Raw genomic sequence first — 14,930 nt, 5'->3', positions numbered from 1 at the left:
GCAGGGCGAACCCCGGGGCAGCAGCCTGCCTGGGTGCAAATCGCCTGCAAAAAAGATGGGCTACGATATCACAGCGACCGCTACGGAACAGCGGCGCCCACAATCAGGGAGATGCTATGAGTATTCGCGATTGGCCGCTGGCCGAGCGGCCAAGGGAGAGGTTGCTGGCATTGGGGGCGGGAAGTCTTTCAGACGCCGAGTTGCTGGCAATTTTCTTACGAACCGGCGTGTCCGGTAAAAGTGCGGTGGACTTGGCGCGACACCTGCTGCATCAATTTGGTGGCCTGCGGGTTTTGCTCGAGGCTGATCTGCGCACCTTCAACGCGCAACTGGGGCTGGGACCGGCGAAATTCGCGCAGTTGCAGGCGGTGCTGGAAATGGGCCGTCGGCATCTGGCCGAACATTTACGGCGGGATTCGGTGCTGGAGAGCCCGCTGGCCGTGCGGGACTACCTCAAGGCCATGTTGCGTCATGAGCCTCATGAAGTGTTTGGATGCCTGTTCCTCGATTCCCGGCATCGGGTGCTGGCGTATGAGGCGTTGTTTCGCGGGTCCATCGACAGCGCGAGTGTCTATCCCCGGCAGGTGGTCAAGCGCGCCCTGGCCCATAACGCCGCAGCGTTGATCCTGTGCCACAACCACCCCTCCGGCAACACCGAGCCCAGCCAGGCCGACCGGGCACTCACTGAGCGGCTTCAGGAGGCGCTGGAGCTGATTGATGTGCGGGTGCTCGACCACTTCATCGTCGGCGATGGTGAGCCGCTGTCCATGGCGGAGTATGGGTGGATGTAGGCACGGTCAGGCTTGAATAATCCCTTGTGGGAGCAAAGCTTGCTCGCGATAGCGGTTTTACAGCCAACAGAGGTGTTGTATGTGACGACGGCATCGCGAGCAAGCTTTGCTCCCACAGGCTCTCACAGGCTCTCACAGGCTCCCGCAGGGGGGCTCTGTGGGGCTGTGGTTACTTGAGGCTGACCTTGGAGTAATCCTGGCGCCCAAACGGGCTCACCGCATAACCCTGCACATCCTTGCGGGTCAGGGCGAAGGCGGTTGGGTGCGCCAGGGGCAGCCACAGGGCCTGTTGCTGAATCTGCGCCTGGGCCTGCTCATAGAGTTTGGTGCGCACACCCTGTTCGCTCGTGGTCTTGCCGGCGCTGATCACTTTATCCAGTTCCGGGTTGCAGTAACGGGCGAAGTTGGTGCCGGACTTGACCGCCGCGCAGGAAAACTGCGGCGTGAGGAAGTTGTCCGGGTCACCGTTGTCGCCGGCCCAACCCATGAACAGCAAATCATGTTCGCCGGCTTTGGCGCGACGGATCAGTTCGCCCCATTCGATCACCCGGATCTCGGCCTGAATGCCGATCTGCGCCAGGTCGGCCTGCAACAGTTGCGCGCCCAGGCTGGGGTTGGGGTTCAGCAGGCTGCCGGAAGGACGGGTCCAGATGGTGGTCTGAAAGCCTTCCTTCAAGCCCGCCCTGGCCAGAAGGTCGCGGGCCTTGGCCGGATCATAGGCGTAGCCGGGCAAGTTTTTGGCATAGCTCCAGGTGTTCGGTGGGTAGGGGCCCTTGGCCGCTTCGGCGGTGCCTTCGAAAACGGCCTTGAGGTAGCTGGCCTTGTCGAAGGCCAGGTTGACGGCTTGTCGAACCTCGGGCTTGTCGAAGGGCGGGTGCTGGCTGTTAATCGCCACGAATGCGGTCATGAAGGCGTCGGTCTGCGCCACTTTCAACGTAGGCTCCTGCCTGGCGGCCTGTACGTCCTGGGGCTTGGGGGACAGAGCGATCTGGCATTCGTTGCGCCGCAGTTTTTGCAGGCGCACATTCGCGTCCGGCGTGATGGCGAAGATCAGTGGATCCACTTGGGGCTTACCGCCGAAATAGTCGCGGTTGGCTTTGTAGCGAATCGAAGCGTCTTTCTGGAACCGGCTGAAAATGAACGGGCCGGTGCCGATGGGCTGGTTGTTGAGTACTTCTGGCGTGCCGGCTTTCATCAATTGGTCGGCGTACTCAGCCGAATAGATGGAGGCAAAGCCCATGCTCAAGGTGGCCAGGAAGGTCGAATCCGCATGATCGAGGATGAAACGCACGGTCAGCGGGTCCAGCGCGTCGATTTTCTTGATCAGGCTCGGTAGCTGCATGGACTGGGCGTGGGGGAAACCGCTCTGGGCGACCTTGTGCCAGGGGTTCGCCGGGTCAAGCATGCGCTCGAAGCTGAACTTCACGTCCTCGGCGGTCAGATCGCGGCGCGGCGTGAAGTATTCGGTCCGGTGGAATTTGACCTGCGGGCGCAGCTTGAACACATAGGTCAGTCCATCGGACGAGACTTCCCAGCTCTCGGCGAGGCTGGGGATGACCTTGCCGCTGGCGGTGTCGAAATCCACCAGGCGGTTCATCAGCACGTCGGCGGATGCGTTGGTGGTGGTCAGCGAATTATATTGAACTACATCGAATCCTTCCGGGCTGGCCTCGGTACAAACGCTCAGGGCGGCTGCCTGAGCCAGCGGGCTGATCAGCAGAGGGGCGAGCAACAGTGGGAGGGCAGCGAGGCGCATGGTCGGTTTCCTGTGCAAGTCGAAGGCCCATCTGCATGTGCAGTCTGGAAAAGACCTACCCTAGTGGCCCCGTTGGAAAATGACTATCCCCTTTTTGCATTTTCCGGCACCCTGCGCCGCAGTATTAACGGCTCTAGCTCGGCATCGGTTAAAAAAACCGGCCGGCAGCGACGAGCGGTCAAAGGCGGCGCCAGCCTGTGCCCCAGCCGCTCGGGGGCGTTGCTCGGCGCTTTCCAACGAAGACAAATCACACCGCCTGTTGTTGCGCTGTGGTCTTTCTGGTATAAAGCAGCGCTCTTTTCTAGGGGCCCGGTTCCTTCACTGTAGGTGTAGCCGGTAAGACCCTTAAAGAAACGCGGCGCCTGGCGCCAAATGACTGAGAGATTAAGCGGCCAACCCATGCCGGGTTGGGCATGTGGTTTTAGAGGGCTGAGGCATGTCGAGAGTCTGTCAAGTTACCGGTAAGGGTCCGGTGACTGGGAATAACATTTCCCACGCAAACAACAAAACCCGTCGTCGTTTCCTGCCGAACCTGCAGCATCACCGCTTCTGGGTTGAAGAAGAGAAACGTTTTGTGCGTCTGCGCGTATCTGCCAAAGGCATGCGTATCATCGACAAGCGTGGCATCAGTGTCGTGCTCGCCGAACTTCGCCGCGATGGCAAGATTTAAGGGAGCTAATCATGCGTGAATTGATTCGTTTGATCTCGAGCGCCGGTACTGGTCACTTCTACACTACCGACAAGAACAAGCGTACTACCCCGGACAAAATCGAGATCAAGAAATATGATCCGGTTGTTCGCAAGCACGTGATCTACAAGGAAGGCAAAATCAAGTAATTGATTTTTCCCTTCTTACGAAAAAGGCCCGTATCGCGAGATACGGGCCTTTTTTGTTGCCGGATTTTTGTTGCCTGTCAGGGCCTCATCGCGAGCAGGCTCGCTCCCACATTGCAGCTGTGTAATGCCTGAGTTTTAGGCAAACACAATTCCCTGTGGGAGCGAGCCTGCTCGCGATGTGGCCAGGTCTGACGATCAAATCCTCAAGCCTTCTGTTCAAACACCACATAAATTTTGCGGCACGGCTCCAGCACTTCCCAAGTGCCCTTGAACCCCGCCGGGATCACAAAGCGGTCGCCGGCCCGCAGGGTCTTGGCATTGCCCTCGCTGTCGCGCAGCACGGAAACGCCCTGGACGATTTCGCAGTATTCATGTTCGGTGTAGTTGACTGTCCACTGGCCGACCGCACCTTCCCACACACCTGCATTCATTTGCCCGCAAGGGCTGTTGTAGTGGTTGAACACCGCTTGCTCGGGGTCGCCCTTGAGCACCTTGGCCGGGTCCGGGCGATAGCGTTCAGCGGTAGTACTGGCCTGACTGAAATCGACGATGTCCTGGATGCTCATGCGGTAATACCCCGGTAATGACGGCGCGAATGGCTGTAGGAGTCAAAGTCTATGTTTATTAAAACGAACATCGCAAGGCCGTTTGCCAGCGTTGTGTCAAATATATTGAAACATTACCAGCCGCTGGTTTAGGGTGGCGGGTGCCCCGCGCCGAAAACAGCGCTGAAAACAGGCTGGCTGGGCAGAATTCTTGGAGCGCTGCGCCTAGCGTGGCGTTCGTACTCAATAAGAGGAGGACACTCGCATGACCACCCTGACTCGTGCCGACTGGGAACAACGCGCCCGCGACCTGACCATCGAAGGCCGTGCCTTCATCAACGGCGAATACACCGATGCGGTGTCTGGCGAAACCTTTGACTGCCTCAGCCCGGTGGACGGCCGTGTGCTGGGCAAGATCGCCAGTTGCGACGTCGCCGACGCCCAGCGCGCCGTCGAAAACGCCCGCGCGACCTTCAATTCCGGCGTCTGGTCGCGCCTGGCGCCGAGCAAGCGCAAAGCGACGATGATCCGTTTCGCCGGCCTGCTCAAGCAGAACGCCGAAGAACTGGCCCTGCTCGAAACCCTGGACATGGGCAAGCCGATCAGCGACTCCCTGAACATCGACGTCCCCGGTGCGGCTCAAGCGCTCAGTTGGAGCGGTGAAGCCATCGACAAGATCTACGACGAGGTGGCCGCGACCCCACACGATCAATTGGGCCTGGTGACCCGCGAACCGGTTGGCGTCGTCGGCGCTATCGTGCCGTGGAATTTCCCTTTGATGATGGCCTGCTGGAAACTCGGCCCGGCGCTGTCCACCGGTAATTCGGTGGTGCTCAAGCCCTCGGAAAAATCCCCGCTCACTGCCATCCGTATTGCCGCACTGGCCGTCGAGGCCGGTATTCCCAAAGGCGTGCTTAACGTGCTGCCTGGCTACGGTCATACCGTCGGCAAGGCCCTGGCCTTGCACATGGACGTCGATACTCTGGTGTTCACCGGCTCCACCAAAATCGCCAAGCAATTGATGGTTTACTCGGGCGAATCCAACATGAAGCGTGTCTGGCTGGAAGCCGGCGGCAAGAGCCCGAACATCGTCTTCGCCGATGCCCCGGACCTGCAAGCCGCCGCCGAATCCGCGGCCAGCGCCATCGCCTTCAATCAGGGCGAAGTCTGCACCGCCGGCTCGCGGCTGTTGGTGGAGCGTTCCATCAAGGACACCTTCCTGCCGCTGGTGATTGAAGCCCTCAAAGGCTGGAAACCTGGCAACCCCCTGGATCCGGCTACCAATGTCGGCGCTCTGGTGGATACCCAGCAGATGAACACCGTGTTGTCCTACATCGAGGCCGGTCACAGCGACGGCGCCAAGTTGGTGGCCGGCGGCAAGCGGATCCTCGAAGAAACCGGCGGTACCTATGTTGAGCCGACGATTTTCGACGGTGTGAGCAACGCCATGAAAATCGCCCAGGAAGAGATTTTCGGTCCGGTGTTGTCGGTCATCGCTTTCGACACCGCCGAAGAGGCCATCCAGATCGCCAACGACACGCCGTACGGCCTGGCCGCAGCGGTATGGACCAAGGATATTTCCAAGGCTCACCTGACCGCCAAGGCGCTGCGTGCTGGCAGCGTATGGGTCAACCAGTATGACGGCGGTGACATGACCGCACCGTTCGGGGGCTTCAAGCAGTCGGGTAACGGCCGCGACAAGTCGCTGCATGCATTCGACAAGTACACCGAACTGAAGGCGACCTGGATCAAACTCTGACAGGGACGGCCCCGGATCCTGTTCGGGGCTGCATGCAGTGCTGGTCCCCTGTGGGAGCGAGCCTGCTCGCGATAGTGGTGTGACAGTCGACGACTCTGTTGAATGTTGCTCCGCTATCGCGAGCAGGCTCGCTCCCACAGTGTTTTGTGGTGATGCCTGAAAATCAATAACCATCCACAGGAGCGTGGAAATGCGTTGGGCGACCTATTTCGCCGTGTTGGCATCTGTCCTGAGTGTCGGCCTGGCCCTGGGCGTGAGCATGCCGCTGGTGTCGCTGCGTCTGGAGGGTTGGGGTTATGGTTCGTTTGCCATCGGGGTGATGGCTGCCATGCCGGCCGTGGGGGTGCTGGTCGGGGCCAAGGTGTCGAGCCGGCTCGCGGCGCGTTTTGGCACGGCGGCGTTGATGCGCTTGTGCCTATGGGGTGGGGCGCTATCCATCGGGTTGCTGGCGCTGTTGCCCAGTTATCCGGTCTGGTTGGCGCTGCGGCTGATGATCGGTGTAGTCCTGACCCTGGTGTTCATTCTTGGCGAAAGCTGGATCAACCAACTGGTGATCGAGCAATGGCGCGGACGGTTGGTGGCGCTGTACGGCAGCAGCTACGCCTTGAGTCAGTTGTCCGGCCCTTTGCTGCTGGGCGCGCTGGGGACTGATCACGATTACGGCTTCTGGGTGGGTGTCGGTCTGCTGCTGGTCTCGCCATTGCTGTTGCTGGGACGTAGCGGCGCGCCCACCAGTGAAGCCTGCAGCGTTACTTTCAAGGATCTATGGGCGTTTTGTCGGGGGTTGCCGGCAATCGCCTGGGCGGTGTCCTTGTTCGCGGCGTTCGAGGCAATGATCCTGACCTTGCTGCCGGTTTACTGTCTGCGTCAGGGCTTCAGCGCCGACATCGCGCTGGCGATGGTCAGTACGGTAGTGGTCGGTGATGCCTTGTTGCAGTTGCCCATTGGCGCCCTTGCTGACCGCTTGTCGCGCCGGTCCTTGTTCACTGGCTGCGCGGTGGCGCTGATGCTGTCGAGCCTGGCGGTTCCTCTGCTGATTGATACCTTGCTGATCTGGCCACTGTGGGTGCTGTTTGGCGCCAGCGCAGGCGGGTTGTTCACCTTGTCACTGATCCTGATCGGCGAGCGTTATCGCGACGATGCACTGGTGCGGGCCAACGCCCATATTGCGCAGTTGTGGGGGATCGGTTGCCTGATTGGTCCGCTGGCTGCAGGGGCGGGCAGTCAATGGGTCAGTGGGCATGCGCTGCCCTTGTTCATGGCGGCGGGGGCGTTCGGGTTGGTGATTCTGTTGTTGCGCCAAGGGGCGTTTGGGGCCACGCAACCTGCTTGAACAACGTGGAGCCTTGGGGGGCGTGGTGAACCTGTGGCTCCTACAGCATTCGCTCCAACCCAACGGTCATGGCGAACCAGGCGTTGAAGCGGCGCCACCAGCTGCCGGGTTCGCGTTCCAGGTCATGCAGTTGGCCGTTGTCTTCGGTGGTCCATACCAGCTTCCCGTCCTTCAGGCGGGCCTGGTAACTGAGGGCCGGCGCCATACCCTGCAAGGCCAGTTCGCGGACCTGGCCTGCGAGTTCCGTGCTGTCGACCAGCACACCGACTTCAGTGTTCCACAGCACTGAACGCGGGTCGAAATTGAACGAGCCGATGAAGGATTTCTGCCGGTCGAAGATGATCGCCTTGCTATGCAGGCTGGAGTCCGATTCGCCGTAGGACTTGCTGTAGAACAAGTGTGGGCTGCTGCCACCCGTATCCCCGGGCTGGCGGCGCAGTTCGTACAGCCGTACGCCATGTTGCAGCAAAGCCTTGCGATACGGCGCGTACCCGCCGTGCACCGCCGGTACGTCGGTGGCTTCCAGGGAGTTGGTCAAAAGACTCACCGCCACCCCGGCGTCGGCGCGGCTGGTCAGGTACACCAGCCCAGGCTGGCCGGGCACGAAGTAGGCCGAAATCATGATCAGTTCTTCCTTGACCCCCGTCAGCTCCGGGCCCAATTGTGTGGTCAGCAACAACTGCGGGTCCGGCTCATCATTGGCCAGTACTTTGCTGGGTGCATCCCACAACGCCTGGTTCCAGGCCCAGATCAACTGACTGCGCCAGGTGTCCAGGCGCGGTTGGGTCCGGTAGGAAGTCAACTGCTGGTAAAGCGTGTGATTTTCCTTGTGCGTCTGCTCAAGAGACTCTTGCAGGCGCAGGCGGCTGTTGGCCAGGTCCTGGGGGGTTGGCCGACGGGACAGGAATTGTTCGATGGGTTTGCTCAGGGCGCTGTTCCAGTATTGGTCGAAACTGTGCCCCAATTGTTCGGCCACCGGTCCAACGCCAAGCAGGTCGATGTCGGTGAAGTTCAGGTTGGGTTCGGCATCGAAATATTCATCCCCCAGATTGCGACCGCCGACGATGGCCATGCTGTTGTCCGCCAGCCAGAGTTTGTTGTGCATGCGTCGGTGTTGCAGTGACAGGTTGAGCAGCCGTCCCAGGTTGCGGGTTACCCCGGTGGCGCGCCCCAGATGGAGTGGGTTGAACAGGCGGATCTGGATCCGCGGATGAGCGGCGAGGGTTGCGATGGTCTGATCCTGGCCATCGCTGGTGGTGTCATCCAGCAGGATGCGCACGCGCACGCCCCGGTCAGCGGCCTTGAGCAATTCATCCACTAGCATTCGCGTGCTGATGCCGTCATGAACGATGTAGTACTGCAAATCCAGGCTGCTTTGGGCGTTGCGGATCAACTCGGCCCGGGCGGAGAAGGCGTCGGTACTGTCAGATAGCAGGCGAAAGCCCGAGCGTCCCTCGTGTGGAGCGGCCTGGGCCTGTACCGAGCGGCCAAACGAAGATTCGGTTGCCGGTAGCGCTTGGGAGGGTTCGCGGGTGATGTCAAAACTGGCGCAGCCGCCCAGTAACGAGGCAACTAGCAGGAGCACAGGCAGGATGGGTCTGGGTCTCACGTAGGCTCGTTCCGCTTGTTTGCGTTGATCGGCTTGTGGGTGCTGCTTCCCTGAGTAAAGCTCAGACGGCGTCGAGTCGGGTTTCGTTCAACAACGCAATGGCCGCGGCGCCGACCTTGCGTACGGCGTCCTCGATCTGTGCCGTTGGTTTGGCAGCGTAGTTCATGCGCAGGCAATTGCGGTACTTGCCGGAGGCTGAAAATATGCTGCCGACCGCGACCTGCACGCCCTGGTCATGCAGGACCCGATTGAGCTTGAGTGTGTCGAAGCCTTCGGGTAACTCGACCCAGAGCATAAAGCTGCCCCGCGGGCGGCTGGCGCGGGTACCCGCTGGAAAATAGCGGCTGACCCAGTCGATCATGACGTCGCGGTTGCGTTGGTATTGGCTGCGCATCCGGCGCAAATGCGGTTCGAAATGTCCGCCCTTGAGAAACTCCGCAATGGCAATCTGCGGTTGTGGTGCGGTGGAGCCGGTGCTGATGTATTTCATGTGCAGCACCCGTTCCAGATAGCGGCCCGGTGCGACCCAGCCAACTCGCAAGCCCGGAGCCAATGTCTTGGAAAAAGAACTGCAGAGCAGGACGCGACCATCGTCGTCGAAGGATTTGATCGTGCGGGGCCGTGGATAGGTGTAGGCCAGTTCCCCGTACACATCGTCCTCGATAATCGCCACATCGAAGCGCTGCGCCAAGGTCAGCAAGGCGCGCTTATTGGCCTCGGGCATGATGTAGCCCAGCGGGTTGTTGCAACTGGGCGTCAACTGCATGGCCTTGATGGGCCACTGCTCCAGCGCCAACTCCAGTGCCTCCAGGCTGATGCCGGTGAGCGGGTCGGTAGGGATTTCCAGGGCCTTCATGCCCAGGCCCTTGAGGGTTTGCATGGCACCGTGAAAGCTGGGTGAGTCCACCGCGACGATATCGCCCTGTTCACAGGTGGCGCGAATGCTGACCGACAGCGCTTCGTGACAGCCCGTGGTGACGATCAGGTCGCCGGCGCCCAGTTTGCAACCGGAGTCCAGCGACAGGCGAGCAATCTGTTCGCGCAACGCGAGGTTGCCGTAGATGTTGTCGTAATACAGGCCCGGCATGTCTTGCCGGCGGCTGATCTGCGCCAGGCTGCGCAGCAGCGGTTTCATGGTCGGCGAGTTGATATCCGGCATGCCACGGCCCAGTTGCACCACGTCCTTGCGTGGCACCGCGCGTATCAGCTCCAGCACTTGGTCCCATTGGGAAATGTCCACCGGCCGTTGGGCCGGGCGACCCACTACCGGCAGGTCCGGCAATTCACGGCTGGCCGGGACGAAATAGCCTGATTTGGGTTTTGGCATCGCCAGCCCACTGTCTTCCAGCACGCGGTAGGCCTGCTGCACCGTACTCAGGCTGACGCCGTGTTCCATGCTCAGTGCGCGCACTGACGGCAGCCGGTCGCCGGGACGGTAGAAGCCCTGTTCGATGCGGGTGCCGAGCAATTCGGCGAGGTTCACATAAAGGGTCATGGCGCGCTCTCGATGAAGTGGACAACGGCAACCAATACAGTTGCGACGGAAAAAGACAATTCAGTGTCGAAAAGCCGCAATCTGTATGCATGGAAAACACATTATTTGAATCTGTATTGATTATGGCCGTCCGCGCATCATGAAAGCTCTGGCTACCCAAGTAAACAGGAGCGATCAAAATGAACGGCTTGAGCGATGTGCGGCTGACGTTACACAGCCAGGAACTGGCGGCGGGGCAGGAAAAGGAGCTGCGCAATGCGATGTTGCACAATGCCCCGTCCGGTCTGAGCCGCTGGGCCCTGTTCTGGCGTCGCCTGCATACACGCAAGGCCTTGTTGGAGCTGACACCCGAACAGTTGCGTGATATCGGGCTCAGCCGGGAGCAGGCGCGGGAGGAGGGTTTGAAGCCGTTCTGGCGGCTTTAAAGCGGTGTGGGTCCTGAGATTGCTATCGCGGGCAAGCCTTGCTCCCACAGATATGCTTGCTCCCACAGATTTGAAATTGACCTGTGGGAGCAAGGCTTGCCCGCGATAGCGTCATCCGTAGTGCTGAAGTTCTTTAGGCCAACTCTTTCAACCGATGCCACAACATCCCCAGCGCCAGCAGAGGCGAACGCAAATGTTTCCCGCCGGGAAAGGTCATGTGCGGCACCTGGGCGAACAGATCGAAGCCACCGCCTTGCTGCCCGCTGATGGTCTCGGCCAATAGCTTGCCGGCCAAGTGCGTGGCATTCACGCCGTGGCCAGAGTAGGCCTGGGCGTAGTACACGTTGGGCTGATCCTTGAGTCGGCCGATCTGCGGCAAGCGGTTGGCGCCGATGCCGATCATCCCGCCCCATTGATAGTCGATTTTCACCTGCGCCAGTTGCGGGAACACCTTGAGCATTTTTGGACGCATATACGCGCCAATGTCTTGCGGGTCGCGCCCGGAATAGTGGCAGGCCCCGCCGAACAGCAAGCGCCGATCCGCTGAAAGCCGGTAGTAATCCAGCGCCACCCGTTGATCACAGACCGCCATGTTCTGCGGCAATAATGCCTGGGCCTGAGTCTGGCTCAAGGGTTCGGTGGCGATGATGTAGCTGCCGGCGGGCAGTACTTTGCCGCTGAGTTCGTTGTTCAGTCCGTTGAGGTAAGCGTTGCAGCCCAGCACCAGGGTCTTGGCCCGGACCGCGCCCTGTTGGGTATGCACCTTCACTTCAGGACCGTAATCAATGCGTGTGACCGCTGATTGTTCAAACAGCCTGACCCCCAGTTGCTGCGCGGCGCTGGCTTCGCCAAGGGCCAGGTTCAGCGGATGCAGATGGCCCGAGCCCATGTCGATCAGGCCGCCGACGTAGCGATCCGAACCCACCACACTGTGCATTTCGTGGGCTTGCAGCAGCCGGGTTTGATGGCGATAACCCAGACTGCGCAGCTCCTCGGCATCCTCAGCGAAGCCTTCCAGGTCGCCCGGCTTGTTAGCGAGGTCGCAATAACCCCAGGTGAGGTCGCAGTGGATCTGAAAACGCTCGACCCGTTGTCGGACGATTTCCACCGCCTCAAGGCCCATGAGCTTCATCTGGCGTACGCCGTCGGCACCGATGACCGGGGCGAACTGATCGAGGCCATGACCGACGCCGCGAATCAGTTGGCCGCCATTGCGCCCGCTGGCCCCCCAACCGATCTTGTGCGCTTCCAGCAGCACTACACTCATGCCGCGCTCGGCCAGTTCGATCGCCGTATTCAACCCCGAGAACCCGCCACCTACCACGCAGACATCCGCCACCAGTTCGCCTTGCAGCCGCGGATGGTCCGGTTGCGGCAGGCTGCTGGCGGCATAGTAAGAGGCGGCGTGCGAATGGCTCGGGACAGGTTGCTGAACACGGGCGTTCATGTGCGTAATCCTGATTATTGTGTTTGAGAAATTTTACGGAGCATAAGCCGGGGATTCATCCAGGGGCAACACCGGTCGGTTGGCGCTGTCTGGGATAGGGCTTTTCGTGCAAAATCCTGGATTGTCCCGCCTTGGTAGCCGCCTCGATGAGCTGCAACAGTCAAAAAATCCGCACGCTACGCCAACAGATTCCCTCGTTCGAGTGCGTACCGGGTTGTCATGACTGCTGCGGGCCAGTGACCACCTCGCCCGAGGAAATGGCCCGCTTGCCGCGCAAGACCCGTGCCGAACAGGACGCGGCCATGGAGGCGCTCGACTGCGTACACCTGGGGCCCAATGGCTGCACTGTCTATGACGAGCGACCGCTGATCTGCCGGTTGTTCGGCACCACCGCAACCCTGCCGTGCCCCAACGGACGACGGCCGGTGGAGTTGATCCATCCCCGGGTCGAGAAGCAAATTCACGAATATATGGCCAGCACCCGGCAGGTGTTGGTTTAGCAAGCAGGGATACCGAGTCGGAGCTTTCGCGAGCAGGCTCGCTCCCACAATGGATCTCCGTTGCTCACCGCCCGATGTGGGAGCGAGCCTGCTCGCGAAGCGGCCATCCAGACGACCATTGCCAGAAGGCTGCCGTCAATCCGGAATCGGCAGGTTCAAGCTCTCCTTCACTTCTTCCATCACGATGTAGCTTTTGGATTCGCGCACGTGGGGCAGCTTGAGCAGGATGTCGCCCAACAGCTTGCGGTACGAAGCCATCTCGGAAATCCGCGCCTTCACCAGATAGTCAAAATCCCCTGACACCAGATGGCATTCGAGCACGTGAGGCAATTTCAACACCGCGCGCCGGAATTCTTCAAAGGTGTCGCCGGACTTGTAGTCGAGGCTGATTTCGACAAACACCAGCAGACTACCCTTCAAATGCTGCGGATTGAGCCGGGCGTTGTAGCCCATGATGATGCCCTCGCGCTCCAGGCGGCGCACCCGCTCGGTACAGGGCGTGGTGGAGAGGCCGACCTTTTCCCCAAGCTCCGTAAAGGATATCCGTCCATCCGCCTGGAGGATGCGCAGGATGTTGCGATCGATCTTGTCCAGCTCGCGTTTGGTCTGAGTGTTGGTTCGCACAGGTGATGCGCCTCCGTGAAAAGGGTTTTTGCCGAGAATTCTCGCCAAATATAGGCATTTATATAGTGAAAAGCACTGCCTGATCTTTTCTAAACTGCGCACATTAGGGTCTGTACAACAAAACGTCAGCGGCTATCCGCGATGAGGGCTTCAACATGCGCGTTCTGGTCTTGGGTAGCGGCGTCATCGGTACCGTCAGTGCTTACTACCTGGCCCGTGCCGGGTTTGAAGTCGTGGTGGTTGATCGTCAGCCGGCGCCAGCCATGGAAACCAGTTTTGCCAACGCCGGCCAGGTGTCGCCGGGTTATGCCTCGCCGTGGGCCGCGCCAGGTGTGCCACTCAAGGCCATCAAGTGGCTGCTGCAGCGCCACGCACCGCTGGCGATCAAAGCCACCGCCGACATCGACCAGTATCTGTGGATGGCGCAGATGCTGCGCAACTGCACCGCCAATCGTTATGCCGTCAACAAGGAACGCATGGTGCGCCTGTCTGAGTACAGCCGCGACTGCCTCGACGAACTGCGCGCCGAAACCGGGATTGCTTACGAAGGCCGCAGTCTGGGGACTACCCAATTGTTCCGTACCCAGGCTCAGGTTGATGGTGCGGCCAAAGACATCGCCGTGCTGAAAGAGTCGGGTGTGCCTTTCGAAGTGCTAGACCGTGAAGGCATTGCCCGCGTCGAGCCGGCGTTGGCCAATGTCACCGACATCCTGGCTGGAGCCTTGCGTCTGCCCAATGACCAGACTGGCGACTGTCAGATGTTTACCACGCGTCTGGCGCAAATGGCCGTGAAACTCGGAGTGCAATTCCGCTTTGGCCAGGATATCCAGCGCCTGGACTACGCCGGTGATCGTATCAACGGCGTCTGGATCGACGGCAAGCTGGAAACCGCCGACCGCTACGTCCTGGCCCTGGGCAGCTATTCGCCGCAATTGCTCAAGCCGCTGGGCATTCGTGCGCCGGTGTATCCGCTCAAGGGCTATTCCCTGACCGTGCCGATCACCAACCCGGCGATGGCACCGACCTCGACCATTCTCGACGAAACCTACAAAGTCGCGATTACCCGGTTCGACAACCGCATCCGCGTCGGCGGCATGGCGGAAATCGCCGGTTTTGACCTGTCTCTCAACCCCCGTCGACGTGAAACCCTGGAGATGATCGTCAACGACCTTTATCCTCAGGGCGGCGATCTGGCCCAGGCCAGTTTCTGGACCGGTCTGCGCCCGACCACCCCGGATGGCACGCCGATCGTGGGCGCCACCCCGTTCAGGAACCTGTTCCTGAACACCGGCCACGGCACCCTCGGTTGGACCATGGCCTGTGGTTCCGGGCGCTTGCTGGCGGACCTGATGGCGAAGAAAAAACCACAGATCAGCGCCGAAGGCCTCGATATTTCCCGTTATGGCAGTAAACACCAGGAGTCTGCAAAACATGTCAATCCAGCGCCAGCTCACCAATGACCGCATGAGTCAGGTCGTCCTGCACAACGGCACCGTTTACCTGGCCGGGCAGGTTGGCAAGGACATGAGTGCCGGTATCGAGCAGCAGACTCGTGAAACCCTGGCCAATATCGAGCGTTTGCTGGACTCGGCCGGGACCGACAAAAACCATCTGCTGTCGGTGACGATTTACCTGAAAGACATCGACGCCCATTTCGAAGGCATGAACGCGATCTGGGACAAATGGCTGCCCAACGGCGTCGCGCCGGCCCGGGCCACTGTGCAAGCCAAGCTGTGCGAACCGGAAATCCTGGTGGAACTGTCCGTCGTGGCGGCGCTGCCCTGAATCCGGAAAACGATCCCTCTTTCG

At 60.4% G+C, this 14,930-nt stretch carries 15 protein-coding genes; 9 read left to right on the top strand and 6 right to left on the bottom strand.

What is annotated here, in order from left to right; all coding sequences use genetic code 11:
• The first annotated feature begins 116 nt into the window (after window positions 1–116).
• Window positions 117–791: a RadC family protein gene (radC, locus tag PSH57_RS28260; protein ID WP_305386881.1), complete on the top strand. Its 675-nt coding sequence runs from the start codon at window positions 117–119 to the stop codon at window positions 789–791.
• 169 nt (window positions 792–960) lie between these two features.
• Here radC and PSH57_RS28255 read toward each other — a convergent pair whose 3' ends face one another.
• Window positions 961–2,547: an ABC transporter substrate-binding protein gene (locus PSH57_RS28255; RefSeq protein WP_305386880.1), complete on the bottom strand. Its 1,587-nt coding sequence runs from the start codon at window positions 2,545–2,547 to the stop codon at window positions 961–963.
• A gap of 436 nt (window positions 2,548–2,983) precedes the next feature.
• Here PSH57_RS28255 and rpmB point away from each other — a divergent pair, with 436 nt between their 5' ends.
• Window positions 2,984–3,217, top strand: coding sequence for a 50S ribosomal protein L28 (gene rpmB, locus PSH57_RS28250; protein ID WP_003229474.1), 234 nt, complete (start codon window positions 2,984–2,986; stop codon window positions 3,215–3,217).
• Between the two features lie 11 nt (window positions 3,218–3,228).
• Window positions 3,229–3,384: a 50S ribosomal protein L33 gene (rpmG, locus tag PSH57_RS28245; protein ID WP_003177274.1), complete on the top strand. Its 156-nt coding sequence runs from the start codon at window positions 3,229–3,231 to the stop codon at window positions 3,382–3,384.
• A gap of 203 nt (window positions 3,385–3,587) precedes the next feature.
• Here rpmG and PSH57_RS28240 read toward each other — a convergent pair whose 3' ends face one another.
• The gene (locus PSH57_RS28240) at window positions 3,588–3,950 is read right to left on the bottom strand and encodes a cupin domain-containing protein (protein ID WP_305386879.1); all 363 of its coding nucleotides are present in this window, start codon (window positions 3,948–3,950) and stop codon (window positions 3,588–3,590) included.
• Between the two features lie 244 nt (window positions 3,951–4,194).
• On the opposite strand from PSH57_RS28240, the gene PSH57_RS28235 reads away from it, so the two are divergent.
• Entirely contained in the window at window positions 4,195–5,688 is a 1,494-nt protein-coding gene (locus PSH57_RS28235) for an aldehyde dehydrogenase (RefSeq protein WP_107321363.1), read from the top strand.
• Window positions 5,689–5,878: 190 nt separating this feature from the next.
• The gene (locus PSH57_RS28230; protein WP_305386878.1) at window positions 5,879–7,021 is read left to right on the top strand and encodes an MFS transporter; all 1,143 of its coding nucleotides are present in this window, start codon (window positions 5,879–5,881) and stop codon (window positions 7,019–7,021) included.
• 40 nt (window positions 7,022–7,061) lie between these two features.
• Here PSH57_RS28230 and PSH57_RS28225 read toward each other — a convergent pair whose 3' ends face one another.
• Window positions 7,062–8,630: a phospholipase D family protein gene (locus tag PSH57_RS28225; RefSeq protein ID WP_305386876.1), complete on the bottom strand. Its 1,569-nt coding sequence runs from the start codon at window positions 8,628–8,630 to the stop codon at window positions 7,062–7,064.
• Window positions 8,631–8,691: 61 nt separating this feature from the next.
• Window positions 8,692–10,125, bottom strand: a complete 1,434-nt coding sequence (locus tag PSH57_RS28220; RefSeq protein WP_305386874.1) for an aminotransferase-like domain-containing protein — start codon at window positions 10,123–10,125, stop codon at window positions 8,692–8,694.
• A gap of 179 nt (window positions 10,126–10,304) precedes the next feature.
• Between PSH57_RS28220 and PSH57_RS28215 the strand changes: the two genes are divergently transcribed.
• The gene (locus PSH57_RS28215; protein ID WP_305386873.1) at window positions 10,305–10,550 is read left to right on the top strand and encodes a DUF1127 domain-containing protein; all 246 of its coding nucleotides are present in this window, start codon (window positions 10,305–10,307) and stop codon (window positions 10,548–10,550) included.
• Between the two features lie 133 nt (window positions 10,551–10,683).
• On the opposite strand, the gene PSH57_RS28210 is transcribed toward PSH57_RS28215, so the two are convergent.
• Entirely contained in the window at window positions 10,684–11,997 is a 1,314-nt protein-coding gene (locus PSH57_RS28210; RefSeq protein ID WP_305386872.1) for an NAD(P)/FAD-dependent oxidoreductase, read from the bottom strand.
• 146 nt (window positions 11,998–12,143) lie between these two features.
• Here PSH57_RS28210 and PSH57_RS28205 point away from each other — a divergent pair, with 146 nt between their 5' ends.
• Entirely contained in the window at window positions 12,144–12,497 is a 354-nt protein-coding gene (locus PSH57_RS28205; RefSeq protein ID WP_003206850.1) for a YkgJ family cysteine cluster protein, read from the top strand.
• A 135-nt stretch (window positions 12,498–12,632) separates the two neighbouring features.
• On the opposite strand, the gene PSH57_RS28200 is transcribed toward PSH57_RS28205, so the two are convergent.
• The gene (locus PSH57_RS28200) at window positions 12,633–13,121 is read right to left on the bottom strand and encodes an Lrp/AsnC ligand binding domain-containing protein (protein ID WP_003206849.1); all 489 of its coding nucleotides are present in this window, start codon (window positions 13,119–13,121) and stop codon (window positions 12,633–12,635) included.
• 155 nt (window positions 13,122–13,276) lie between these two features.
• On the opposite strand from PSH57_RS28200, the gene dadA reads away from it, so the two are divergent.
• Complete coding sequence (dadA, locus tag PSH57_RS28195) at window positions 13,277–14,581, top strand: D-amino acid dehydrogenase (protein ID WP_305386870.1); 1,305 nt, start codon at window positions 13,277–13,279, stop codon at window positions 14,579–14,581.
• Window positions 14,553–14,906: a RidA family protein gene (locus PSH57_RS28190; RefSeq protein ID WP_305386868.1), complete on the top strand. Its 354-nt coding sequence runs from the start codon at window positions 14,553–14,555 to the stop codon at window positions 14,904–14,906. Before dadA ends, PSH57_RS28190 begins: the two co-directional genes overlap by 29 nt.
• Window positions 14,907–14,930: the final 24 nt, after the last annotated feature.

It is taken from the genome of Pseudomonas hefeiensis (assembly GCF_030687835.1).
Classification (GTDB): Bacteria; Pseudomonadota; Gammaproteobacteria; order Pseudomonadales; family Pseudomonadaceae; genus Aquipseudomonas; species Aquipseudomonas hefeiensis.
Note: the sequence above shows the minus strand (reverse complement) of the source record. Positions and strands in the feature narration are given on the sequence as shown.

What these genes read in the sequence shown, in the direction of transcription:
- rpmB (WP_003229474.1), top strand. Translation starts at nt 2,984, where the DNA reads ATGTCGAGAGTCTGTCAAGTTACCGGTAAGGGTCCGGTGACTGGGAAT.
- PSH57_RS28220 (WP_305386874.1), bottom strand. Translation starts at nt 10,125, where the DNA reads ATGACCCTTTATGTGAACCTCGCCGAATTGCTCGGCACCCGCATCGAA.
- PSH57_RS28210 (WP_305386872.1), bottom strand. Translation starts at nt 11,997, where the DNA reads ATGAACGCCCGTGTTCAGCAACCTGTCCCGAGCCATTCGCACGCCGCC.
- PSH57_RS28240 (WP_305386879.1), bottom strand. Translation starts at nt 3,950, where the DNA reads ATGAGCATCCAGGACATCGTCGATTTCAGTCAGGCCAGTACTACCGCT.
- PSH57_RS28205 (WP_003206850.1), top strand. Translation starts at nt 12,144, where the DNA reads ATGAGCTGCAACAGTCAAAAAATCCGCACGCTACGCCAACAGATTCCC.
- PSH57_RS28235 (WP_107321363.1), top strand. Translation starts at nt 4,195, where the DNA reads ATGACCACCCTGACTCGTGCCGACTGGGAACAACGCGCCCGCGACCTG.
- PSH57_RS28255 (WP_305386880.1), bottom strand. Translation starts at nt 2,547, where the DNA reads ATGCGCCTCGCTGCCCTCCCACTGTTGCTCGCCCCTCTGCTGATCAGC.
- PSH57_RS28190 (WP_305386868.1), top strand. Translation starts at nt 14,553, where the DNA reads ATGTCAATCCAGCGCCAGCTCACCAATGACCGCATGAGTCAGGTCGTC.
- PSH57_RS28230 (WP_305386878.1), top strand. Translation starts at nt 5,879, where the DNA reads ATGCGTTGGGCGACCTATTTCGCCGTGTTGGCATCTGTCCTGAGTGTC.
- radC (WP_305386881.1), top strand. Translation starts at nt 117, where the DNA reads ATGAGTATTCGCGATTGGCCGCTGGCCGAGCGGCCAAGGGAGAGGTTG.
- dadA (WP_305386870.1), top strand. Translation starts at nt 13,277, where the DNA reads ATGCGCGTTCTGGTCTTGGGTAGCGGCGTCATCGGTACCGTCAGTGCT.
- rpmG (WP_003177274.1), top strand. Translation starts at nt 3,229, where the DNA reads ATGCGTGAATTGATTCGTTTGATCTCGAGCGCCGGTACTGGTCACTTC.
- PSH57_RS28215 (WP_305386873.1), top strand. Translation starts at nt 10,305, where the DNA reads ATGAACGGCTTGAGCGATGTGCGGCTGACGTTACACAGCCAGGAACTG.